Source organism: Haladaptatus sp. HS23 (assembly GCF_056892285.1).
This window is the reverse complement of the sequence record NZ_JBXGLH010000001.1, coordinates 14,823-37,253: the sequence shown is the minus strand read 5'-3', so window position 1 is coordinate 37,253 and position 22,431 is coordinate 14,823. Positions and strand designations below refer to the sequence as shown.

The following is a 22,431-nucleotide window of genomic DNA, read 5'->3' as shown; positions in this document are numbered from 1 at the left end:
CATGAAAGACGCAATCCAACAACGACTCGACGACCGCGGTCAGGTCGGTATCGGGACGCTCATCGTGTTCATCGCGATGGTACTGGTCGCTGCTATCGCGGCCGGTGTGCTCATCAACACGGCGGGCTTCCTCCAATCGAAATCCGAACAGACGGGCCAAGACAGTACTGCACAGGTCTCCAACCGCGTGGTAGTCGTTTCCGGCTTCGGGAACGTCACGACGCTGGACCCGTCTACCGGTAACTTCGACCCGAACGGAAATGAGTACGTGGACGAGGTCAATCTGACGGTGATGCGTGGCTCCGGTTCGGACGACATCAACCTCTCGACGGCCACCATCGAGTGGATCGGCCCGAACAAGGCAGTGACGCTCGTGAACGGAACCAACGCTAACGCAACTCAATTCAACGTTTCGTCTATCAAGGACGAAGACAGTTCCGCACCGGTTCTCAACAGTCAGGACGACCGCTTCACGATTACGATGGAGCCTGACGACATTGGCGGCGTCGACGGTCTCGGCGAAGGTCAGACGGTCGAACTTCGACTCACGACGCAGTACGGTGCAGTTACCCTCTACCGCGTAAACGTCCCGCAGTCGCTCTCGCAAGAGAGTGCGGTGACGGTCTAAACGACTTCTCTTCGCTTTTTTATAGTGCAACCTACCCCTCTTTGAGTCTACGCTTTGTCGGAAAGGTAGATTTTTCATCTAGCAGCGTAAGTCAAACTCGTGACATCGCTGTTCACCCTTGAAAAAGAGGCAGACGCAGAACGCCTCGTCAGGTTGCTCACCGAGAGCAACAACGACACCGTCCGACAGCGAGCCGCAGAAATCCTTGGCGACCTCGACGTTCCGGACGATGAAGTTGTTGATTCACTGACTACGGCCGCACAGGACGATTCGAACGGTGCAGTTCGAGCGGCGGCTATCGACGCACTCGACCAGCGTGAGGCAGTCGAACAACTCATCGCCGCAATCGTCGGCGAGGAGGTACAGGGTAGCAGGGCGGAATGGGCGCGGGCGGAAGAACTCACCGACGCGCTCACCTCTCCACAGCCCGAGCTTCGAATGGCGGCGGCGAACGTACTCGGGCGAATCGGTAGTCGCTCGGCGACGGAGGACTTGATCCGCCAGCTGTCCGACGAGGACCCGCGAGTCCGTGCCCGCGTAGCGCGTGCATTAGGGCGGCTCGAAGACAAGCGGGCCGTGTCGCATCTCGCGGAACGGCGAACTGACGAGGAGGTCGACGTTCGTAGGGAGACCGCCGAAGCACTGGGTCGAATGCAGGGTGAGGAGGCACTTTCCGCACTCCTCGGGATGCTCGACGACCCGGCGGAGGCCGTCCGACGGATTACCGCCGGGTCGCTCGGGAACTTCAGCAGTGCAAAACCCCTCGATGCGCTCGTCGGCTTGCTAGGCGACAAATCCGAGGCAGTTCGAAAGGCCGCCGTGTTCTCGCTTATCGAACTCCTCTCCAACGTCCCGCCGGAGAAGAGTCACGAACTTCGAGAGACGATGGTTCAGAAGCTGAGTACGAGCGACCACCGTGTCGTCGTCAGCTCCCTCGTCGACATCATACAAGAGGGTTCACAAGCCCATCAGCAGCGGAACGCGACGTGGTTACTCGGGCGAGTGACGGGGGCGAAACATCGATGGGAGGCCATCGAAACGCTCGTCGGTGTTTTGGACGCCGACGATGGAATGACCACCCAGTTCGCGGTGACGAGCCTTGCGGCTATCGGCGGTGAATCGGTCGAAACTGCGCTGTTGGAAGTCCTCTCTGACCCCGAGGCGACGACTGATGCACAGGCAATGGCCGCCTTCGGGCTCGGGAAAGTGGGGGGTGAACGCTCACGTGAGCGGCTCGATACGCTGGTGGACACGACCGACGACGACGAGGTCAGAAAGCGCGCATTTTCGGCACTCTCGAAGCTCGGCGGACGCGCATAATTCAAACATTTGTCATACGTTACGACACCCACGTTATCTCTTTTGAGATTTTACTAAAGTTTTATATCCGTTTGGTGTCTTGATTCGGCAACAATGGTTACGGACTCTCTCATCCGGGTTTTAAAGGGTTTAATTCGGGAATCCAACACGTCCGGTGAGTCTCAGAAACGTATCAAATTCGATGGAGGTACACAAACTAATCAAGTAACTGTTTCGAATCAAAACAGTATATCGACAGATGGGCTCTCGGATGTGTATGGTGGGACCAACGCCACCAGTGATCTGCGCTCGTCGCAAATCGAGCATCTCAATGGACTTTTCTCGAACACCGAGGCGGCGATCGCGGATGCTCCCCAACTCGGACGGAAGCATGCGAACGAAAACGTCTCGAGTTCGGCGTTTGCCGCCACGTACGGTGTGGCGTTCGAAGCGATGGTGGAGGCAACATTCGACCGACTCGACCACAGACTCGGGGATGGGAACGATGCAGTTTCCGACGAACTCGAACGCACGGAGTCGGACCTCATCGAGGCGATGTGGTCCGGTATGTCGGGATTACAAGGTGGCCTGAAAGCACACGAAGCTACCCTATCCGGTGAGGTGGACGAGGACGAAGACGAACTCAACGTCGACGACGAGGCACTCCTCGACGGCATCGGCGTTCCCGTGTTCATGCTCGATACGAATCACGAAATCGTGGCATGGAACAGTTCTATCGAGGAACTCACCGGCACACCGCGTTCGGAAGCCATCGGTTCGACGGAGGCCAGCGCTGCGTTCTATCCCGACGGCCGTCGTGGCAAGACGCTCGCGGATAAAGTACTCGAAGCACCCCAGAACACGCATCTCACGTTCGATGTCGAACAGGATGCAGACGACCACCACCTCTACCGCGACAGCAGCCACATGGTTGGCGACGTTGGGGAAGAGCGAGAAATCGACTTCTCCGCCAAACCGCTCTATCAAGACGGTGAACTCATCGCGGTGGTCGAAACGGTAAACGACCGTACCGAGGACGTTCGTCGCCACGAGAGCGTCGCGGGGTTGGTCGAGGAACTCGGGGCCACGCTTACCGCGATGCGAAGCGGCGACCTATCGGCACGGGCCGACTTCGCGGACGAACACGACGTCGTCGACGACCGACTCATCTCCGTTGTCGATCAGGTGAATGACATGGGGAAACGTTTCGAACTCCTCGCTCAACGGGTGGAAGAACAGGCGTCAGAACTCGCCGAATCCGTCGACCAGGCTTCCGGGTCCGCACATACTATCGAACAGCGGGTCGACAAGCAGACGGAACTCCTCTCCGTCGTCGCCAACGAGATGGAGAACTTCAGTGCGAGCATGCAGGAGGTCGCCGCGAGCTCCGACCAAGTCGCATCCGCGGCGGAGCAAGCGAAAGCCGCCGCAGACACGGGTCTCGACTCCAGCGAGGGCGCACGTGAGGCGACGGACGACGTCATCGAGATGAGCGACGACCTCGTGGAAACAGTGACGGAGCTCGAATCACAGATGACCGAAATCGAGGGGGTCATCGAAGTCATCGCGGAAGTCGCAGACCAGACGAACCTCCTCGCGTTGAACGCGAACATAGAGGCTGCCCGGGCGGGCGATGCCGGAAGCGGCTTCGAAGTCGTCGCGGACGAAGTAAAGGAACTGGCGAACCAGACCAGGGAACACACCGAGGAGATCGCCGGTCGGATCGAAGACATCCAGTCGCAGGCCAACGAAACGGTCGTCGCGGTCGAGGAATCGAACCAGCAGGTACGGTATGCGGGTGAGGAAATCGAGGACGCCCTCATCGCCCTCGAAGAGATCGCGGATGCCGTGGACGAGGCCGCGACCGGCGTCACCGAAGTCGCAGAGGCGAATGACGAACAGGCAGCCAACGTGGAACAGGTCATGGCGACCGTCGAGGACGTGCGCGACACGACCGAAGAGGTCGAATCCGCCACGGAGGATATCGTCGGCGCGACGATGGAACAGACCACCGCGATAAGCGAGCTCGCCGACCGCGTCGGCGACCTCACATCGGGCTCGAACTGACGGACACGATTTCCATCTCTCTCACTCATGAGTGAAGGCGAATACAAAATAACAGACACGCGGGGGAAGTTCCTCCAAGCGATGAAAGGCGGCCACAAGCTGAAGGACGCCGCTTGGACGAGCGGCCGCGTTCTGCTATCGAACCGACGGCTTATTATCGCCGGAAACGGCGGTAAACGAACGATTCCACTGTCGAAGATCGACAGCATGAGCGGCCGGTACGACGTGAACCAATCGGTTGCAAGCGTTTCCGACTACATCAGTTTGGAGTTCGACGGCGACGTCTTTCTCGTCTCGTCGCAGTTGGAGATAGACGAGTTCGAGGCGAAACTGTACGGGGCAATGCTGAACCAGTCGATGATTCTGGTGAAGCATCCCGCCGTCAAGGGCGGAGTGGTACAGAACACTGACTGGGAACGTGCTCGGGTCAAAGTGGAAGTCGGCGAGGTCGGTATCGCCGTCGCCAGTGGTATCTTCATTCAACTCGAACTCGACGACATCGGACAGGTCGACACCGCCAAGCGGACCGTCGAGGGGGAGACTCGAACCGTCCTCGAAGTCGAGCATTCGGAAGGGAGTACCAGCATCCAAACGTATATCTCCGGGAAATCCCGCCGCTGTTCGCTCCTCGGGTCGCTCTTTTCGAAGGGCGAACAACAGAGCAAGTCCGGGGCGGAGTTGTCGGAGACCGAAAAGGAGGTGTTGATGGCGTTGTATACCGGCGTCTCCGCGTTCGAAATTCCCGACTTCCTCGGTATGGACGTGGACAAAGTAGAAGAGATATTCGAACGACTCATCGAACTCGACGTATTAGAGGAGGTCAGGAAGCGTCGCGAGGTGAGCTTGAAGACACGCGGACGGAACATCGCCAGCGAGTCCATCAGCGAAAAGTAGCCGTATCGAATCCCGTCCGTTCTTTTATGGCTCGTGTAGGTAACGTCGAGTTCACCATCGGCGACTTCGACGGTCATCAGGGTAGAACATGGTGACAACGCTCGTCGGAGACGTGTTGGAACTGCAGAGCGGAGCCGCCAGCGGTCCGGCTCAGGTGTTGACTCTCTCGATACGGTCACTGACGAGCATCTTCCCGGGGGCGGTCAGTGATAGGCCGTCGTTTCCGGGGTCTACCAGTTCTTTCTTCTCGATTTCGGTGAGGACCATCGCGGCACTGCCGGCGTTGATTCCGAGCGCCCCGGCGAGGTTACCACTGTTCGCGCCGGAGTAAATCGCGACGAGCGCCTCCATCTCCTGTTCGGTGACATCGATGCGTTCTGCACGCTGAGAGATTTCGGCGTATTCTAATCGAAGGTAGCGACCGAGGAGGTTCAGTTTGCGCTCGGTAGCAACGACGAATTCGGAGGTGACGGTCTGCCCGTCGTCGGTGTGTCGAATCGCGACGACGGTTCGTGACTGTCCACCGACGTCCCGGTTCTGTTTTTGGAAGTAGCTAACACCGGAGAGGTCGACGGCGAACGGGTCGGGAATTCCGAGGAACTCGACTTTTCCGGGTTGGATGCGGAGCTTTCCGGTTTCGAACCGTTCGCTCGTCACGCGCCCACCGACCCGTGCCGGGTGTTTCACGGTGACAGGGGTCCCGCTCAGAATGGCCTTGAAGAGGAACACTTTGAACTTACCCACGTTGTCGTTTTTCGCCTCGATGACTGCCGCATGGTGACCATCGTCCCTCTCGAAGGCGACCGTGATGGTGTCCTGAAAGAACCCTTCGAGTTCGGACGGGACGTGCCCGACCGAGATATCGAATATCTTGTGGAGCGGAATCGTCGTCTTCGACCCACTCTCCACCAAAACGAGCCGTTTTTGGCTCAGGATGATTCGACCGCGAACCGGTTCTGGCGACGGTTGTGTATCGAGGCTGTAGCGTGCGACGAAGTCGGCGATGGCTTTCTCAGACATGGCGTTGCTCCACGATTCGCTTCCGTTTCGGTGTTCTGTCTAAACTCATAAGTAACTATCTCATACGTTCAAGAACGTTCCCACGACGATACGAGTGACCCATGCGATGACGCCGCTGACCCACGTTAGCAGGACGAAATGCATGTATGCGTTCACCTTGTGTCCGCCGTCCACGATTCGAATCATGAGCGAGGAGAGCACCGAATTTAACAGAATTATGATAACGAGGAGGTACTCTATCATGATGTTGTTGTACACGCCGGTGTGAATCAGCGTCCCGAAGTTGAACTGTGGGGTGTTCAGGCCGACGGACATCCCCGAGAGAATGTTGACGATTTCGAGGCCGATGAAGAACGCGAACGTGGATGCGGCGGTAATCCCATAGAGGACACCGATGAGCGTCATCGTGGACTGCTCGCGCTGCTCACGCAGCTGCATGACCTCGTTCATGTTTCCGCTGATGAGTTCGCCGAGATGTTTCGGTTCACCACCCATCTGTCTGCCGATGAGATACATCTCGCTGAACTTCTGGATGAGGTACGAGCGAGCGTCGGCGGTAAAATGCCGCCACGCGAGTTCCGACTCGATTCGCATGCTCAATCGCTTGTACAAGTCGTCGATATCCGGTGAAAGCGCGCCGAAATCCTTCCTTCGGAGCGTTTCGAGTACGCGCGAGGTCGTACTCTGCTTCGCCGTCTCGCTCGCGCCGAGCGCGCGGATGAAACTCGTGAACTCATCGTCGCGCTCTTTCACCTTTCGCTCCTCCCGTCGGACGACCAACCCGGGTAACACGAGCGGTGTCGTCGGCAACGCCGCAAAGATGGGGAGCGGTATCGAACTGGGGTCGACCGAGGTACGTCCGAGGAGGACGAGGAGACATATCACGATGGCGGCGACGGTTAGCACGATACCGACGATGACGCTGATTCGAACTTTGCGCTCGGAGTCCGTCCGCCCTTTCTCGTCGGGATGATACCAAACCGGGTCGTAGGGGGCCGTCGTCTGTATCATGAACAGAAAACCCATCTGCACGAAAGCGAACATGACGACGACCGCGCTGACCGTCATCGTCGGGTTGGTCCCCGTGAGGATTGGAAGCACCGTTGCGAACACGAGTGCGAATGTGACGGAGAGAATCATCGACAGATAGAGGTCCTTCATCACTTCGAGGTTGCGTAGCGACCCTTCGTAGATAGTGACATAGTTCTGAATCACCACGTCCTGTTCCGAGAGCAGGAAGTCCTGAATCTCTCCGCCTGCGCCGATGGTGTACGCGAGGCGGTCGAAGAAGTCCGAAAGCGGCTTGCTCGGGACCTTCTTCGCTCGAATCTGGAGTGCGTCGTCCAAACTCTGATTCCACGTGTCTACGAGTTGAACGACCCGTTGCATTTCTAGCGCGAGTTCCTTGTACTCCGGTTCCTTCGAGAGGATGCGGAACACCTGCACGCGGTCCATGTTCGCCGTCGAGAGGACGGTCATATGCGTGATGAACAGGTGGAGTCTGTCCTCAATCTGTTTGCGGCGGCGGTCCCGGAGCAGTTTCGGGTACAATATCGCGGACACTAGACAAAGCGTGCCGAGGAGTGGAACCGGTAGTGCGATGATAAACGGCAGGTCGACCGAAAAGACGAGGGCGAGACTGCCGACGAAAAACAGTATCGACGGAACGATGACGAAGCCGATGTACCGAAACATCGGCATCTCCATCTGTTGGTAGGCTTCGATGGTCGAGGAGGCAGCAGCGCTCAGGAGCTGTTTTGCGTCCGTTTGCTGTGCTTCTGCCTCCGCCATATCAGATCGACCGATGGACGTTGAACGGAAGCCCATCGACGCCGTCGCGGTGGAAGGCTTCGATGACTTCGTTCACCTCGTGGTAGCCGAGGATGTTCTCTTCTATCATCCGTTCCATAATCCGAGCCCGGAAATCGAGGTCTTGGTATATGTCGCGGGTGTTCTTGTAGCCGAGGAGCGTCGCTATCTGTTCTTCCAGCACGTAGGAGTTGTTCATCCCTTGGAAGACGATTTCGTCCTCGACCGGGTCCCAGTAGAACGCCTGGCGTGTGACCACACCGCCCATGTCCTTGGAGTATCCCTCGATTTCCTGCACGCTCGTCACGCGGCGCAGGACTTTATCGCCCTGTTTAACTCGATTTTGGAACAGGGCCACGTCGGCGTTGTCCATGAACGTCTCGGGGACGTTGATGGGGTCTCCGGTAAACCGCTGAATCATCGAAACGATGTCGCTCGCGTGGAAGGTGAGCATCACCGGGTGACCGGTCTGTGCGGCCTGAAACGCCATTCGACCTTCCGCACCACGAACCTCCCCGACGATGATGTAGTCGGGGCGGGAACGCAGCGCGGCGGCGACGAGGTCGAACATGTCCACGTCGGCACTGGCTTCGCTTTTTCCCTCACGCGTGAGGAGCTGCTGCCACGTGTTGTGCGGTGGGAGTACCTCTGCGGTGTCCTCGGCCGTGTAAATCTTGTTGTCCCGAGGGATGAACGACAGGATACAGTTGAGCGTCGTCGTTTTTCCCGACGCCGTTTCGCCGACGACGAACACCGTCTGTTCGTTTTCCAGGCAGAGCCAGAGATACGCGGCGAGTTGCGGCGACAATGTCCCCCACTTCGTGATTTGTGCGACCGAGAGTGGTGTCCCCTCACTCTGGCGGATGGTGAGGCTCGGCCCCTTGATACTCACGTCGTCGCTGTAGATGATGTTGATACGTGACCCGTCGGGAAGCGTCGAGTCGACGATAGGGTCGGAGTCGGAAACGGGGTCTCCGATCCGCTCGCCCATGTTGCGAAGCCAGTTGTCGAACCGGTCGTTCGTCTCGAAGTCCACGGTGGTCCCGAGCATTCCATACGTCCCGTGGTCCACGTACGTCTCGTGGGGGCCGATGACGTGAATGTCCTCGTTCGCCGGGTCGCGCATGATCGGTTCTAACGGACCGAACCCGACGATGTCCCGGTTCAAACGATACCGGATGTTTTCGTAGGTCTGGTCCGAAACCTCGTACTTCCCCACGCCAGTAACGCCCATGAGTTCCTCTACGACATCGTTCTCCCGGAGGAGTTGTATTCCAGCCTTCACGTCGCCGTAAGAAATGCTGCTGACCCGTCGTGCAAGATTTTGTGGGGAGACGTTTTGAATACGTTTTTGAAGAGTTTTCGGCGAGAAGTTGCCGATTCGAGCCGAGATACTACCGCTTCCTTCGCCGATTCGAACCGTATCCTGCAATAGCTCCTCGATTCTGTCGTCGTACTCCGACTCGCTTTCGGGCGCGGGCTTGGTGACGCTCTTTTCGAGAATCTTGCTTCGGACGTTCCAGAATAACTCTTGTTCCGTGTCACTCAGGTCCGGTTCGATGGCGTAGTACTTCGTATCTCGACCGATGTCGCCGTAAATGTGGCAGTAGATGGGACCCCCTGCCGGGTAGATGACGTTCGGCTTTGCCGCTTCCCACTCTCCGGACGGTTCGTCGATGAGTTTCGGGAACTCACCCGTAAACTGCTTGAACCGCTTCAAGTAGTCCCGAAGGTGAGGGCGGCGCATCGCAACCTCTCGAAGTTCGCCTTCGATTTGGGTGGTCCCGTGCTCGGTCATTTTTAGGCGACGCTACGGCTCTCGATGACGATACCAGCGTCGGCACGAACCGAGTATCCGATGCTGTCTCCCACTTGTTCGCCCATTCCGGCGAACCGCTTAACCGAGATGTTCCGACGAACGTCGTTTCCGACCTCCACCATCTGCAGTTCCATGAACACGTCCGCGATGGCGCGAAACGGGCCGATGGCGTCCTCATCGACCGTCGATGGGTCGACGGTCAGCACGACGACCTTCCCTTGGGTCACGAGGTCGCGGAAGAACGAGATGATTTCGAGCGCCGCCTGTCGCTCCTCGTTCTGTCGGACCAGCGCCTCGAAGGTCGGATCGTTGCGGAGAATCGCGTCGAAGGTGTCGATAATGACGACGTCGGCTTCCCACATCGCCTCCGCCTTCATTAGTCGGTTGAGTAGCTCCTTTCGCTGGCCGTCTTCCTCGTCACTGTCCATCGGCGCGGTGAGTTGATGCGTACCGGTGTCCACGTCGGCGTGCAGGAACAGCAGCCGCTCGTTCAGGAGATGCTCTTCGACGCCGTAGGAAAGCGAGTGCATCTGGTCGATAAACCCACGAATCGTCAGCTCCGTGGAGAGGAGCGTCACGCTGTGGTCCGTTTCACATAACCCGTAGCTGAATCGCTGGCTCATGGCACTCTTTCCGGCACCGTAGTCGCCCTCGATGAGGACGATAGAGCCCCGCGGGATTCCACCTCCGAGTTCGTTATTTAGTCGGTCGTGGTCTTGCAGGCCGAGCGAGTAGAGATTATTCGAACTCATGTTCTAAACTCCAACGTTTCGGAATCCCCGTTGACGACCATCTTCACGCGATGGTCCTCTCCGGGTGGCATCGGGGTGTCATTTCTGATTGTAACTCTCAGTACGTTTCCGACGTCCCAGTAGTTTCCGTCTACGACTTCTACTGTCACGTTCGACTGATATCTTCCGTCTAGTAGTATATCAATTTGGTCGCTTGACCCCTTTAAATTCTCCGCCCCAGTGTTCTTCACGAGAACGGTAATATTTTTGTCACCGCTGGCGTTATAAACGGCGCCGCTTCCGGGGTCGCTGATTATTTCGACATCCGTCCGCACGTCGTGACTCACGTCGTAGCTTCTGTCACCCAAGGCACCAGACAACCGCTGAATACCCGTGGTAAACGTCCCGGCGACGCTCGCCGCGATGATGAGGCTTGCGATGAACAGGATGAGATGGGACGTTGAGACACTCGCCACTCAGACCGCCTCCGTATCGGCGAGTCCGGGTCCAGTGACGACTTTCACTCTCGTCGGACCCGCCGAAACGTTGATTCGGTAGTGGAGGGACTCACCGGGGAACCACAATTCCGTATCGTTAACACCGTTTACGTCACGTGCGACGATGGCTGTCGAGTCGGTGTAGACACCATCGACCAACACGTATGTGTCGTCGATATCCAGCGTGGTCGAACCGGTATTATTTACAGTCATATTTAGATATCCTGCTGAATAGTTCACTGTTGTGATGTTTAGTGCGGTGTTTTGTTGGTCGAGTACGCTCTCCGAGTGGTCTACTCTGGCGTCGTTGACGCGTTCGAACCCGTTGTACGCCGCCGAGTATATCATTCCGAAACTGATGAACATCGCCAGGAAGATGATGGCCGTGGCACCACTAACGCTGAAGCCCATGGCCCTCTCCCCGTATCCCTGCACAGTAATCGACGACTTTCTGCTCGATTGCGTCACCCGTGAGTTGACTCATGAACGAGAGACTCCGAATGTGGTCGTCCACACCGAGGGTCGAAGGGGTCGCATCAGCCTCGACGTCCGTCACGTCAGCGATCCCGCGGGTGAACGCGAGTAACTGCTCTTTGACGGGTTCGCTTATCCAGTCGATGTCCTCGTAGTAGGCGATGGTTCGCACGGCATCTTCGGAGCCGAATTCCTCGACGAGGAACTCCAACCATTCCATCACGACGAGGTCGACGATGTACCCGGGGGGAAGGTCGTCGAGATACGGTTTTTGCATTCCGCTTCGCATCCCCATGGTCGTCTCCGCCGCTTGGGATTCGTCGGTCTGTGTCGGTTCCTCGAACTCGAAATCCCCGGTCTCGGGAGGTTGTTCCGGAGTCGTCTCCAACGCCGCTTCCTCCTCCGGTGCCGGTTCCGGTTCGACATCGAACTCGATTTCCGACTCCGATTCGTCCGGTTCAGCATCCTCTTCCCCGGCCCAATCTGCCTCTCCAGACTCGTACTCCTCTTTGAGTTCTTGGAAGGTCGACCCGCCCGCTTGCCCGTCGTCCGTGTCTTCATCCGTCTCCATATCGTCCATCCCCATATCGTCCATCCCCATATCACCCGTCTCCATATCGTCTAGTTCTTCGTCCTCTTCCAGGTCATCGAAGGAGTCATCGAAGAAACTATCCGCATCGGCGTCAGCGACATCGTCGTCTAGGTCGTCGTCCGACTCCTCCTCTTCCTCGTCGAAGAGACCGAATCCGCCGGCCTCCTCTCCACCGAAGGCATCACCGCCGAGTCCACCGCTCGGCACGTCGTCGACGAACGGATTGACGCCGCGCGTAACCATCTCGTAGATTTCGAGGAGTTTACGGACGTTCTCTTCTACATCGTCTACTTTTTCGCTGATCTGCTCGTTTTCGCTGCGAACGGTGCTGACGGTCGAAGCGATGTCACCGACTTCGTTTTCGAGGTCTTGCAGACGGTTTTCGAGTTCTTGTGTCGACCCGCCACCGCCCATATCGCCGAAGCCGTCGTCATCACCTCCCCAGTCGTCCATATCTCCGTCCATGCCGTCGTCCAAGTCGTCGAAGTCGTCACCACCGATTTCATCGTCGAACAGGTCATCACCGCCCGAATCCGACTCAACACTCTCGTCGTCCTCCATGAAGTCCATGATTCCCATGGCACCCATGGCAACCGACCCGCTCAGGAGTGGAGCGAGGTTGGGAGCAAGAGTTATAAGTTTCATTATGGACACCACCGAACGTCAGCACATTAATCTTCTGCCTGAGTTATCACAATTGATACTATGGCAATTGAGAGACATCAAACAGCACGAGAAATAACAGGATGACACAAGAGGGGAGATTTCAGGGCTTAAATAGTGTTTTGACTGTGTATTCATATATATATATATTTTCATATATATTCGAAGTCTTTTATCTATGGGTTCATATTCTTTTTTCAGTACTTCCGGGAGTGTCTCCGTTTTCCCGATGACGAGGTAGCCTCCGTCTCGAAGCGAGTTTGTGATGGTTCTGAGCATCGGTAGTTTATGCCCGGCGTTGATGTAGATGAACAGGTTTCGGCAGGAAACGAAGTCGAAATCCGACTTCGAGCGGCCATGAATGAGGTCGTGGCGCTCGAAATTTACGAGTCGTTTCCCCCGTTCCGAGACACGAAACGTGTCTCCGTCCCGGTGAACGAACTCCTCGTATCCGTCGAGGGGGGCGAGTTGGTCCGCGATACTCGTCGTTCGCGTACTCCGATACACTCCCCGTCGCGCCCTTGCCAAGACTTCACGGTCGATATCGGTCGCCGTTATCCGTACGTTCGACGCATCGATTTCCGGGTCCGAAAGCGCGAGCAGCGCCAGTGAGTACGGTTCTCGTCCGTCGGAGCAAGCCGCGCTCCAGAGTTTCACGTGACGCCGGGTATCGGATAGTGAACGCAAGACGTCGCGCAGCTCGTCCCAAACGTCCGGGTTCCGGAAAAAGCTCGTCACGTTAACCGAGAGGGCATCGAGGAGCGCATCTCGCTCGTCCGGGTCTTTTTCGAGCCGTTTTTGATAGCGACCATACTCTTCGATGTCCGTTCGACGCATCCGCGAGGATATTCGTCTGTCGAGATACGAGGTGTCATAGTGGCTCGTCGCAAACGCGAGTTCTGATTCGACGAACGAGAGTAGCCGTTCGAAGGAACTCAAATCCTGTTCACCCCATGGTGGGCACTCTTCACGACGAGTACGGCGCTCTCTGTGTCGAGTTCGAGCGAACGCCCGTAGTCCCCTCCGGTGTCCTCGCTAACTATCGGGATTCCCTTCTCGGCCAGTGACTTCTTGCTCGCTTCGACGTTTCGGCGCCCGACGTCGCTTCCGATTCCGGATAGTTCGAGCATGTTGCTTCCACCTGCTATCTTCGCTTCGACCCCTTCCTCGTTCGCTCCTGCCTGTACCATCTCCGAAAGCATTTCGTCGATAGCCGTATCGACGAACTTTGCTTCGTCGCCGCCATCGGATTCGGAGGCTGACGGCAGCATCGCGTGTGCAAGTCCGCTGATTCCACTTTTCTTTTCCGACAGCGCGATTCCGAGACAGGAGCCGAGTCCCGTCGTCGTCAGTTTCGTCTCGGTTTTCGCGACGGCATAGTCCGCTACGCCGACTTTTATCGGTCCGTTCCTCCCCACCGGTTTCGATTCGCTGCGATAGACCTTCATAAGCGTCCTGCATTCGTTTTCCGTTCCGACGCCGCATCCACGTCGAGAGACGCGAGTACCTCTTGAAGCTCGAACGAGTCCGGGAGTACGTAGAGCGAACACTCGAACGACTCGTCTGCTGCACTGATGGTCGTATCCGAGACGAACGCGAACTCCTGTCGTTGACCGAGCTGAGCGACCAACGGATCGGCGATCGCACCTCCCATATCGTGTGCGAACGTCGGCGGCGAGATATCGATGGTAGTTTGAAGCGCGTTCGCCCATCCGTCGATGAAACTGCTCGCCATGACGTTTCCGAGTTCCTGAATGGCGTTCTGTTCCGATTCGCTCAACTCGCCGTCCGTAGCGTTCCCGTCGCTGGGAAGCAAGGCCCCCGAAACGTCACGTGCCGACGGTTCATCGAACAGAATCAGGACGAACCCACCCGGTGCGGTTTCGAGTCCGATAACGACACCGGCATACATCGTTTTACCCAACGCTTCCGGTAACTCTACCACGGGGACGAAGCTGACGTGCGTGATGTCCACTGCCGTCTCGATTCCAGTCATCGCGGTGATGCTTTCAGCGACGGTGGCTGCACCACCCCGCGTCATCTCGTCGAAACGCGAGAGGTTTTCGACGGGAACAGCTTCCCCGTCGTCCGAGAGGAGACCATCGTACTCATCGACAGCGGGCGAGAGATGGACTCTGAACGAAATGGACTCGTCCACGGCGCTGATGGAACTCGCAAAGACGAACGTCTCGTCCGCGTCGTCGAGGAGCGGCGTCGGGTCGCCGTCGACGTACGTCGGCGGCGAGATGTCTATCGTCGTTCCGAGGTAGTCCGCCCAGCCATCGATGAACCCGCCGGCCATTACGTTCCCGAGTTCTTTAACGATGCTCTCGTCCATGTCTTCCATCCCCGGCGCGAGGATGTCTCGTACCCGTTCGACGGCTTCCGCGGGGAACGTGAACGCCGTTCGCCCACGCAAGCCACCGTCCAGTTCGATGACGACGCCGACACACTGTCGATATCCGATTGCCGTCGTATCGGAGCGAACGTCCGTTCTCGTCACGTCGACGAACGTTTCGATGTCGGTCATCGCGGACAGATGTGACGCCGCACGCTCCGCCCCCTCGTGTGCCATTCTGTTTGCTGCTTCGAGCTTTCGAATATCTACGTCCATCTCAGACCTCGATCTTTCGCATCATCCGAACCAAATCCTCCAGTTCGGGGAATGTGTAGACCTTCACTTCGACGTTGGAGTCGGGTACACAGACGTGGGAATCGAGTACCATCGCCACGTCGTCATCACGATGTCCGACGAGCGATTCGACCGTTCGACTGGCCGGGCCGTAGGTGAACTTCGGCGTGGAAAAGTCGATGGTCGTTTGGAGTACGTTCGCCCAGCCATCGATGAATCCGCTGGTCATGATGTTGCCGATCTCCTGAACGGCGGATTTCTCCATGTCGCTGAACCCCTTCTTCGCGGGCTCTCCCATTCCACCCATCATGCCGTGAGCAAGCTGTTTTGCGCTTCCGACCGAGAAGAGAAATAGGATGTATCCGTAGGGCTCTTCGACCAGTTCGATGTGGATGCCGACCTGTTTCTCGTGGCCCATGTGGGCGCGAACGTCGCGGATGTCGATGAAGTTCGTCTTCGTTATCTCCATCTCCGTCTGCATCCCAGTCATCTGGCTGAGATGATTCGCTACCGTGTTCGCACCCTGTTTCGCCATCCTGTTGAACAGGCTCAACTTCCGAATATCGATCTGTAAACTCATTAGAGACTCTCCACGTCGAGAATGGTCACAACGTCACCTTCACCGAGTACTGCCGCCCCCGAGAGTCCGGGGATACCTGACAGGATTCCTTCGAACGGTTTGATGACTACCTCCTCCTGTCTGCTCACTGCGTCGCAATGAATCGCGACCGGTCGCTCCGACTCGTTGACTCGGACGAGCATTCCGTCCCTGTTTTTCGTTTCGCCGGGGACGTCGAGCGCCCGCCCGAGACGAATGAGCGGATACACCGTGTCGTCGTGAGTGATAACCTCCTCACCTTCGATGTGCTTTACTGCGCCCATCCGCCGAATCTCGTCGACGTTCTTGATGGGGATTCCGTACTCCTCATGGCCCGACTCCACGAACAGCACCTTGACGATAGCGACCGTGACGGGGAGCGAGAGACTGATGGTCGTGCCACCGCCGACTCGCTCTCGACGCTGATGTCGCCATCGAGTCGCTTGATGGTGTTTCTCACCACGTCCATGCCGACACCGCGACCGCTCACGTCGGTTATCTCCTCCGTCGTGGAAAAGCCCGCGTGGAAGATGAGTTCGTAGGCCTCCTCGTCCGAGAGCGAATCGGCTTCGTTCCGGGTCAAGATGCCTTTACTCACGGCTTTCGTCGTGATCGCGTCGGCGTCGATACCGCCACCGTCGTCCGCCACCTCGATGGTCACTCGATCTCGTTCGCGCTTGCCGCGCAAGTGAATCGTCCCGGTAGGCTCCTTCCCGTTCGCTTCACGCTCCTCCGGCGTTTCGATGCCGTGGTCGACAGCGTTGCGGAGCAGGTGCATGAGCGGGTCGCTGATCTCGTTTAGGATGGTTCGGTCGAGTTCGATGCTCTTTCCCTCCATCCGGAAGTCGATCTCCTTCTCCTGTGCGCGTGCGAGGTCCCGAACCAGCCGCGGGAACTTGTCAACGATCTTCTTGAGCGGCACGAGCCGCATGTCCATGACCGTATCCTGCAGGCTGGTCGTGATCTTGTCGAGTTCGTCCAAATTGTCCGCGGCGCTTCCGAGTTCGCCCTGCTCGACCGAGCGTCGAAGCTTGATACGGCTGGTGACGAGCTGTTCGACCATACCATGCAAGTCGTCCAACTGATCCACGCCGACGCGAATCGACTGGATTTCGTCCACCTCCGCCTTCGTCGCCGACGTGTCCGTTTTCGTCGACTCGGCAACGTCCTCCGAACCGTCAGTCGATTCGACTTCCGGGTTCGAGTCCGACTCCGATTCCGACGCTTCGCTCGTCTCGGCGATCGCGTTCGGAATTTCGTCCGTCACGTCCGACACGGTCGCCGATTCGACCTTTCCGACGCCATCGACGATTTCGGCGACGGTCTCCCGGTCGCCGCCCGTGATGAACAGGTCGAACCCGTCGTCGTACTCTCCGTCGTTGATGGCTTCGACCGACGGAACCGCATCGAGCAGTTCGAGGTGTTCGGTCACTTCGCCGAGGACGAACATCGCATCGACGCCCTTCATCTGCGAGTCGCGCATCTCCACGCGGGCGTGGAATACACCGTCCACTTCGGCGAGCACGGACGGGTCTTCGAGGAGTGAGAGTGCGACTTCGGGAGCCGATGTCTCGCTTTCGGGTTCGTCGTCGGTTTCCGCTTCGACCGGCGCACCGTCTGCTGCCTCCAACGTCGCACGAATGTCTTGAATCGTGGCGCTCGGGTCGGTTTTCGACTCCCCGTGTTCCTCGATTTCGGCGAGGATCATCTCGATTTTGTCCACGCCCGCGAACACGTGGTCCATGATTTCCGACGTGACGTCCATCCGCCCTTGCCGAATCTCGTCCAACAGGTCTTCGATGGCGTGTGCGAGGTTGCTTCCGTTCTGGAACCCCATCGCCGCGAAGTTCCCTTTCAGCGTGTGTGCCGTCCGGAAGATGGAATCCATCGCTTCCGCGTCGTTCGGGTCGTTTTCTAATTCCAGTAACGAGTTATTCAGTTCGGTTATGTTCTCTTCGCTTTCACGAATGAAATCCTGTATGTACTCATCCATATCGAATCACGTCGGTTTGCGTACGGTCGAAAGTATTCCACGGGCAACGTCGTCGGCCGGTAGCACCTCGTCGACACAACCGGTTTCGATGGCTCGTGCCGGAATGCCGAACACCGAGCAGGTCGCTTCGTTCTGCGCGATGGTTTTCCCTCCGGCGTTCTTGATGGCCTCCACGCCGACCGCTCCATCCGCACCCATTCCGGTGAGGACGACCGCGGTAAGCGGGTCGGAAATCGTCGTCGCCGCGGACTCCATGGTCACGTCGATGGCCGGACGCACGCCGTGGCGTGCCTCGTCCTGTGTCAACCTGACTCGAAGCCTCCCTTTCGCGTAGTTCGAGACTTCCATGTGGTAGTCGCCTCGCGCGACGAGTGCCTGTCCGGAACCGATTCTGTCGCCGTCCGCCGCCTCCCGAACGTCGTAGTCAGTCCTGTCGTCGAGCCGCTTTGCGAACCGGGCAGTGAAACTGTCAGGCATGTGCTGGACGATGAGGATTCGAAGTTCCGCGGACCGAGGAAGTCCGGCGAGAACGCTCTCCACGACCCGCGGCCCGCCGGTCGAGGCACCGATAATGACGGTTGCGTTCTCGACGTACGACTCCTCGGGGGCGTCCGGGGCGGCCGTCGTGATATCGGGCGCACTGACGGAGACGTCCGCGCCCGCGACCGACCGAACCTTTTCGATGAGGTCGTCTTTGTGCGCCGAGATTCGGGTCGAAACTTCGCCCCCGGGTTTTGCCAGCACGTCGATAGCCCCCTTTTCGAGGGCCTCGAACGTCGCTTCCGCGCCATCTTCGGTGTGTGCGGAAAGCATGAGCACCGGGGTCGGCGTCGTTTCCATTATCTCCTCGACCGCCTCGATGCCGTTCATCGTCGGCATCTCGACGTCCATCGTCACCACGTCGGGTTCCGTTTCGGCGACGACTTCGACCGCCTCTTTCCCATTCGTTGCCCGTGCAACCACGTCGATACCGCCCGATTCGAGAACGTCGGAAATGACGGTGCGCATGAAATGGGAGTCGTCGACGACGACCGCCCGCGTCATGCTGAGATTACGTCGTTGATGGCTTCCATCACGCTGGGCTTCTGAAACGGCTTCGTGATGTAGCCATCGGCACCAGCTTTGATCGCCTTCTTCATCTTCTCTTCCTGCCCGATACTCGTACACATGATGATGTTCGCGCTCGAATCGAACTGCTTTATCTCCGTCGTCGCGTCGATGCCGTCTCGAATCGGCATCACGATGTCCATCATCACGAAGTCCGGTTGCTTTTCCTTGTACAGCTCTATCGCTTCGACACCGTTTTCGGCCTCGTCAGCGATTTCGAAATTCTCCTCGAGAATCTCGCGCAGCAGATTCCGCATGAATTCCGAATCATCGACAATTAGTACGTCATTAACCATTCAACTTTCACTATCGGAATCTTTTGAAAGGGGGCAAAATAAATGCTCCCCTGTGATTATCAGAGTTGATGATTTATACAAAATACTATCTCAAGATGTCAATAACCTTGTCAATATCGACCCATATGATTAGGTCGAGTTCATCCTCGACCGGTTTTTTGATGATTCCCCGCGAGATCTGGTCACGGATTCCCCGGGTATCGAGGTTCTCCAAGTCATCGTTAGTGTCGATATGTTCCGAGGAATGTGTCGTCACGTCCAGCACTTCGTCGACACGAATCCCGATCTTCTGCTTGTCGTCGGGGCGATCCAAGACGAGCACGTCGTCCCCCCGCTCGTCGGATGCGACGTTCAGGAACTCCTTGGGGTCGATGATGGCCGTCGTCTCCCCGCGTAGGTCCATGACGCCCTCGATGGACTCTTTCGTTCGCGGGATTCTCGTGACTTTTTTCACTTCGACGATACTATCTACCTGTTCGATGTCGATGGCACACAGGTCATCACCGAGTCGGAACTCGACGACTTGGGTCTCCTCCGTTCCCGATTCATGTTTCCGAACGCTCATAGTCAGTTACTGAATACATCGAACGATATCATATAAAACCCATTCCCTGCTATCACGGTGGATAATCCTATTCCGAGCCCGGCGGAAAGACGATACCGTCCGCGTCCCGAATCGCCCGGAAAAAGTCGGCGATGCTGTCGTCAGGGGATAGGTCGTTTGCTTCGAGAACGCCGCGAAAACAGCGCGGCGAGTAGCGCACACGGACGTTCGATTCCATCATGAGGATGCCGAGTACGTCCTCTACGGGCATCTCGGTCTCCACTTGCTGGGCGTACCACACGAGGAGGTTGTCGAAGACGGTGCCCACATCGTCCGAGAACATCCGTTGATGGGCGATGTCGTCCTCCGACTTCGCCGCGATGTGAAAGCCGTATCGGGCGGCCACATCGTCCAAGTCGTCTTCGAGCCATTCCCGAACGTCGTCGGACTCGATTTGCGGTTTCTCGTCCTTCGGCGTTCGTTCGTTCGGACGCTCTTGTGTCGATGTCGAGTCGATAGCGGGTTGCGTCTGCGAGGGAGACTGTTCCGAAGACGGTTGCGCCGACGATGCCGGTTCGACGGCGGGATTGGCATCGTCCGTCGTCACCTGCCCAGCGTTTTCAGGTACCGAGGGTTTCCCCGACGCACCGATGACGAACCGTCCCTCGTCCAGCGCGACGACGTTCTCACGCTCCTCGATGTCGAGTTCCTCGGGGGAGACAACCGTTCGACCCTCCGGATCTGATTCGTCCCGCGCTGGACTCATTGTCCACGTCTACTACGGCTCGTAACATAAAATCACCGCCAATTTACGTCGGTGATAACACGCCTCGAAAAAACGACTGTTTCGAGACGAATCGAATGGTTTCGACGATTGTCGTGAGGTAATTTTATTATCGTCGAATGTCTGGACCAGCGTAACCACATGAGTATCGAAGCTACACCGCCTGCGCCGCTACCCGACGAACTGGACTCACCGCGCGCCAAATTAGTGTACCTCTCGCTTGCGACCACCGGCGGCGCGACGCTGGACGAACTACAGGCGAGTCTCGACCTGCCGAAAATCACGCTGTACACCATCATCCGAACCCTCCGGGAACGCGACCTCGTGAACCAAGAGGGTGAGGCGTTGACACTCGCCGCCTAAGCCGTCGGCTCGAAGTTCGTTCTCTTCACGTTCACTTTCACCCCGCTAGGCTCGCCTTTAGTACACAACCGGACAATCGTCGTACATGAACGTCGAAATGAAAACCGAAGAGCAGGCCGAACGACCGTGGAAATCGGCGGACGTCTCCGGGTTATCCGCCAGCGAAGTCGCTGCATACGTCCGAACCTCGACCGAGGAGAGTGCCGTCCACCTCGAACGCAAGGGCGGACGGACTTTCGTCGTTATCGGGGAGAGTCCGTAACGCAGTTGGTCGCCGGATTCGAAGCGGTTTCCATGCTCGAACCCGGCCAACCGGCACCACAGTTCGAACTGCCGAATCAGGACGGCGAACTCGTCCCGCTCGCCGACTTCGACAGCACCGTCGTCGTGTACTTTTACCCCCGTGCGGACACGCCGGGATGTACCACCGAAGCCTGCGGCTTCCGCGATTCGTGGGACGAATTCGCGGCCCGCGATATTCCCGTCCTTGGCATCAGCGACGACCCGGTGGCCGACCTGACGAAGTTCCGCGACGAGTACGACCTGCCGTTCGACCTCCTCAGCGACGAGTCCGGCGAGGTTGCGAGTGCGTACGACTCCTACGGCGAGAAGAACATGTTCGGAAATACCTTCGACGGCGTGTTCAGAAACACCGTCGTCGTCGGTCCCGACGGCACCGTCGAAGCAGTCTTCGAAGACGTTTCGCCCGAAGGCCACGCGGACGAACTGCTCTCGACATTCGAATGACGTACCTCTCACACCCCGTCCGCGCCATACGCGACGACTGAATGTGTTTGAATTCCCGGCCGCCGTAACCAGGGCACTCATCCGCGACAGGCTGAATGGCTCCATCCTCCTCGATTGCAACCACGAACTCACCACACGGCCTGAACATCACCACGAGTACGCCTCTCACGCCTCCTCGTGCGCCCGAACGTCGGAGAACCACTCCTCAAGAACGACGTTACCGGTATAGCGAATACTATCCCCAGTTGAATCCACCTCCACGACTCCAGCATCCGCCAGTTTCGGGACGTGGCGGTGCACGAGTTCCGCTGTCACGTTCGGGAGTTCCTGGTCCGTAAGCGGCGTCTCTGTGAGTTCTTCTGCTACCTCTCTCACGGTGAGTTCTTGCTGATCCTTCAGGAGAGTGAGGATCGCTCGACGTCGCTCATCAGCGAGAAGTTCGAAGGTTATCGTTGTTATGTCGGGAGCGACCTGGTCCTGCGTCAGGAGCGTGCGAACGTCGGAGTAGGTCCAGAATGGATGCTCGGTACAGACGATCTGGCCGTTATCGGCCCGTTCGATCAAACCTGCTGCTTCGAGATGCGGCAGATGAACATGGTGAAGCAATAGCTGAATTCGCTCGTGGTCGGCGGTAGTGACTGCGTTCGGTGAGTCGCCAATTTCACGCGCGGCCACAAGTCGGACGAGTTGTGACTCCGAGACAAGCGTGTCGTACTGGCGAAGAACGGAAAGAAGAACCCGTCGTCGCTCGTCAGCGAGGACCCGGTAGAGTTTGCTTGCCTCGTCCTTCTCTATCGCTGTAAATCGTTGGTACCAGGCGGCCAAGTCTACAGTTCCCATTACCATGTCCCGAGTACCGGACGCAGGATAAGGT

Annotated in this window: 22 protein-coding genes and 2 pseudogenes; 7 read left to right on the top strand and 17 right to left on the bottom strand. The window is 57.7% G+C overall.

Translation table 11 applies throughout. The features are described from left to right. Position 1 precedes the first annotated feature (1 nt). The 4 genes from AC1XDK_RS00200 (at position 2) to AC1XDK_RS00185 (ending at position 4,888) form a co-directional block, all read left to right on the top strand. The gene (locus AC1XDK_RS00200) at positions 2–628 is read left to right on the top strand and encodes an archaellin/type IV pilin N-terminal domain-containing protein (RefSeq protein ID WP_483347765.1); all 627 of its coding nucleotides are present in this window, start codon (positions 2–4) and stop codon (positions 626–628) included. 99 nt (positions 629–727) lie between these two features. Beyond that, positions 728–1,948 (top strand): HEAT repeat domain-containing protein, encoded by a 1,221-nt coding sequence (locus AC1XDK_RS00195; protein ID WP_483347764.1) that lies wholly within the window; start codon positions 728–730, stop codon positions 1,946–1,948. Positions 1,949–2,200: 252 nt separating this feature from the next. After that, positions 2,201–3,994 (top strand): methyl-accepting chemotaxis protein, encoded by a 1,794-nt coding sequence (locus AC1XDK_RS00190; RefSeq protein ID WP_483347763.1) that lies wholly within the window; start codon positions 2,201–2,203, stop codon positions 3,992–3,994. 27 nt (positions 3,995–4,021) lie between these two features. Continuing rightward, entirely contained in the window at positions 4,022–4,888 is an 867-nt protein-coding gene (locus tag AC1XDK_RS00185) for a CheF family chemotaxis protein (RefSeq protein ID WP_483347762.1), read from the top strand. 150 nt (positions 4,889–5,038) lie between these two features. Here AC1XDK_RS00185 and AC1XDK_RS00180 read toward each other — a convergent pair whose 3' ends face one another. The 16 genes and pseudogenes from AC1XDK_RS00180 to AC1XDK_RS00105 form a co-directional block, all read right to left on the bottom strand. Then, the gene (locus AC1XDK_RS00180) at positions 5,039–5,908 is read right to left on the bottom strand and encodes a CheF family chemotaxis protein (RefSeq protein ID WP_483347761.1); all 870 of its coding nucleotides are present in this window, start codon (positions 5,906–5,908) and stop codon (positions 5,039–5,041) included. Positions 5,909–5,968: 60 nt separating this feature from the next. Then, a complete protein-coding gene (gene flaJ / locus AC1XDK_RS00175) occupies positions 5,969–7,699 on the bottom strand; it encodes an archaellar assembly protein FlaJ (protein WP_483347760.1) in 1,731 nt (576 codons plus the stop codon). A 1-nt stretch (position 7,700) separates the two neighbouring features. Next, on the bottom strand, positions 7,701–9,515 hold the full coding sequence (locus AC1XDK_RS00170; RefSeq protein ID WP_483347759.1) for a type II/IV secretion system ATPase subunit: 1,815 nt from the start codon (positions 9,513–9,515) through the stop codon (positions 7,701–7,703). A gap of 2 nt (positions 9,516–9,517) precedes the next feature. After that, positions 9,518–10,288 (bottom strand): archaellum protein ArlH, encoded by a 771-nt coding sequence (gene arlH / locus AC1XDK_RS00165; RefSeq protein WP_483347758.1) that lies wholly within the window; start codon positions 10,286–10,288, stop codon positions 9,518–9,520. After that, positions 10,285–10,743, bottom strand: a complete 459-nt coding sequence (gene arlG, locus AC1XDK_RS00160; protein ID WP_483347757.1) for an archaellum stator protein ArlG — start codon at positions 10,741–10,743, stop codon at positions 10,285–10,287. Before arlG ends, arlH begins: the two co-directional genes overlap by 4 nt. Continuing rightward, a complete protein-coding gene (gene arlF / locus AC1XDK_RS00155) occupies positions 10,744–11,175 on the bottom strand; it encodes an archaellum stator protein ArlF (RefSeq protein ID WP_483347755.1) in 432 nt (143 codons plus the stop codon). After that, positions 11,159–12,475: a FlaD/FlaE family flagellar protein gene (locus AC1XDK_RS00150; RefSeq protein WP_483347754.1), complete on the bottom strand. Its 1,317-nt coding sequence runs from the start codon at positions 12,473–12,475 to the stop codon at positions 11,159–11,161. Before AC1XDK_RS00150 ends, arlF begins: the two co-directional genes overlap by 17 nt. 165 nt (positions 12,476–12,640) lie before the next feature. After that, positions 12,641–13,432, bottom strand: a pseudogene (locus tag AC1XDK_RS00145) (CheR family methyltransferase); the annotation flags it as partial. Next, complete coding sequence (locus tag AC1XDK_RS00140; RefSeq protein WP_483347753.1) at positions 13,429–13,941, bottom strand: chemotaxis protein CheD; 513 nt, start codon at positions 13,939–13,941, stop codon at positions 13,429–13,431. The pseudogene AC1XDK_RS00145 and the gene AC1XDK_RS00140, both read right to left, overlap by 4 nt. After that, positions 13,938–15,107, bottom strand: coding sequence for a chemotaxis protein CheC (locus AC1XDK_RS00135; RefSeq protein ID WP_483347752.1), 1,170 nt, complete (start codon positions 15,105–15,107; stop codon positions 13,938–13,940). The genes AC1XDK_RS00140 and AC1XDK_RS00135 overlap by 4 nt, the downstream gene beginning before the upstream one ends. A gap of 1 nt (position 15,108) precedes the next feature. After that, positions 15,109–15,705, bottom strand: a complete 597-nt coding sequence (locus AC1XDK_RS00130) for a chemotaxis protein CheC (RefSeq protein WP_483347751.1) — start codon at positions 15,703–15,705, stop codon at positions 15,109–15,111. Further along, a pseudogene (gene cheA / locus AC1XDK_RS00125) lies at positions 15,705–17,716 on the bottom strand (chemotaxis protein CheA). Before cheA ends, AC1XDK_RS00130 begins: the two are co-directional and overlap by 1 nt. A gap of 6 nt (positions 17,717–17,722) precedes the next feature. Then, positions 17,723–18,760 carry a chemotaxis-specific protein-glutamate methyltransferase CheB gene (cheB, locus tag AC1XDK_RS00120; RefSeq protein WP_483347750.1) on the bottom strand — a complete coding sequence of 346 codons (1,038 nt, stop codon included), beginning with the start codon at positions 18,758–18,760 and terminating at the stop codon, positions 17,723–17,725. Next, complete coding sequence (cheY, locus tag AC1XDK_RS00115) at positions 18,757–19,119, bottom strand: chemotaxis protein CheY (RefSeq protein ID WP_483347749.1); 363 nt, start codon at positions 19,117–19,119, stop codon at positions 18,757–18,759. Before cheY ends, cheB begins: the two co-directional genes overlap by 4 nt. Before the next feature lie 85 nt (positions 19,120–19,204). Further along, on the bottom strand, positions 19,205–19,684 hold the full coding sequence (locus AC1XDK_RS00110; RefSeq protein WP_483347748.1) for a chemotaxis protein CheW: 480 nt from the start codon (positions 19,682–19,684) through the stop codon (positions 19,205–19,207). Between the two features lie 67 nt (positions 19,685–19,751). After that, a complete protein-coding gene (locus AC1XDK_RS00105; protein WP_483347746.1) occupies positions 19,752–20,429 on the bottom strand; it encodes a DUF7500 family protein in 678 nt (225 codons plus the stop codon). Between the two features lie 159 nt (positions 20,430–20,588). Here AC1XDK_RS00105 and AC1XDK_RS00100 point away from each other — a divergent pair, with 159 nt between their 5' ends. The 3 genes from AC1XDK_RS00100 (at position 20,589) to bcp (ending at position 21,557) form a co-directional block, all read left to right on the top strand. Beyond that, positions 20,589–20,810 (top strand): helix-turn-helix domain-containing protein, encoded by a 222-nt coding sequence (locus AC1XDK_RS00100; RefSeq protein ID WP_483347744.1) that lies wholly within the window; start codon positions 20,589–20,591, stop codon positions 20,808–20,810. Between the two features lie 85 nt (positions 20,811–20,895). Continuing rightward, entirely contained in the window at positions 20,896–21,072 is a 177-nt protein-coding gene (locus tag AC1XDK_RS00095) for a hypothetical protein (RefSeq protein ID WP_483347743.1), read from the top strand. A gap of 32 nt (positions 21,073–21,104) precedes the next feature. Beyond that, the gene (gene bcp, locus AC1XDK_RS00090; RefSeq protein ID WP_483348896.1) at positions 21,105–21,557 is read left to right on the top strand and encodes a thioredoxin-dependent thiol peroxidase; all 453 of its coding nucleotides are present in this window, start codon (positions 21,105–21,107) and stop codon (positions 21,555–21,557) included. A 165-nt stretch (positions 21,558–21,722) separates the two neighbouring features. Here the strand turns inward: bcp and AC1XDK_RS00085 are convergent, their stop codons facing one another. Then, positions 21,723–22,397, bottom strand: coding sequence for a winged helix-turn-helix domain-containing protein (locus AC1XDK_RS00085; RefSeq protein ID WP_483347741.1), 675 nt, complete (start codon positions 22,395–22,397; stop codon positions 21,723–21,725). Between the last annotated feature and the right edge of the window lie 34 nt (positions 22,398–22,431).

Bases quoted from the DNA above. Each gene is read 5' to 3' on its own strand.
- AC1XDK_RS00200 (WP_483347765.1), top strand. From the start codon at position 2: ATGAAAGACGCAATCCAACAACGACTCGACGACCGCGGTCAGGTCGGT.
- AC1XDK_RS00185 (WP_483347762.1), top strand. From the start codon at position 4,022: ATGAGTGAAGGCGAATACAAAATAACAGACACGCGGGGGAAGTTCCTC.
- AC1XDK_RS00180 (WP_483347761.1), bottom strand. From the start codon at position 5,908: ATGTCTGAGAAAGCCATCGCCGACTTCGTCGCACGCTACAGCCTCGAT.
- flaJ (WP_483347760.1), bottom strand. From the start codon at position 7,699: ATGGCGGAGGCAGAAGCACAGCAAACGGACGCAAAACAGCTCCTGAGC.
- AC1XDK_RS00170 (WP_483347759.1), bottom strand. From the start codon at position 9,515: ATGACCGAGCACGGGACCACCCAAATCGAAGGCGAACTTCGAGAGGTT.
- arlH (WP_483347758.1), bottom strand. From the start codon at position 10,288: ATGAGTTCGAATAATCTCTACTCGCTCGGCCTGCAAGACCACGACCGA.
- arlF (WP_483347755.1), bottom strand. From the start codon at position 11,175: ATGGGCTTCAGCGTTAGTGGTGCCACGGCCATCATCTTCCTGGCGATG.
- AC1XDK_RS00150 (WP_483347754.1), bottom strand. From the start codon at position 12,475: ATGAAACTTATAACTCTTGCTCCCAACCTCGCTCCACTCCTGAGCGGG.
- AC1XDK_RS00140 (WP_483347753.1), bottom strand. From the start codon at position 13,941: ATGAAGGTCTATCGCAGCGAATCGAAACCGGTGGGGAGGAACGGACCG.
- AC1XDK_RS00135 (WP_483347752.1), bottom strand. From the start codon at position 15,107: ATGGACGTAGATATTCGAAAGCTCGAAGCAGCAAACAGAATGGCACAC.
- AC1XDK_RS00130 (WP_483347751.1), bottom strand. From the start codon at position 15,705: ATGAGTTTACAGATCGATATTCGGAAGTTGAGCCTGTTCAACAGGATG.
- cheB (WP_483347750.1), bottom strand. From the start codon at position 18,760: ATGACGCGGGCGGTCGTCGTCGACGACTCCCATTTCATGCGCACCGTC.
- cheY (WP_483347749.1), bottom strand. From the start codon at position 19,119: ATGGTTAATGACGTACTAATTGTCGATGATTCGGAATTCATGCGGAAT.
- AC1XDK_RS00110 (WP_483347748.1), bottom strand. From the start codon at position 19,684: ATGAGCGTTCGGAAACATGAATCGGGAACGGAGGAGACCCAAGTCGTC.
- AC1XDK_RS00105 (WP_483347746.1), bottom strand. From the start codon at position 20,429: ATGAGTCCAGCGCGGGACGAATCAGATCCGGAGGGTCGAACGGTTGTC.
- AC1XDK_RS00100 (WP_483347744.1), top strand. From the start codon at position 20,589: ATGAGTATCGAAGCTACACCGCCTGCGCCGCTACCCGACGAACTGGAC.
- AC1XDK_RS00095 (WP_483347743.1), top strand. From the start codon at position 20,896: ATGAACGTCGAAATGAAAACCGAAGAGCAGGCCGAACGACCGTGGAAA.
- bcp (WP_483348896.1), top strand. From the start codon at position 21,105: ATGCTCGAACCCGGCCAACCGGCACCACAGTTCGAACTGCCGAATCAG.
- AC1XDK_RS00085 (WP_483347741.1), bottom strand. From the start codon at position 22,397: ATGGGAACTGTAGACTTGGCCGCCTGGTACCAACGATTTACAGCGATA.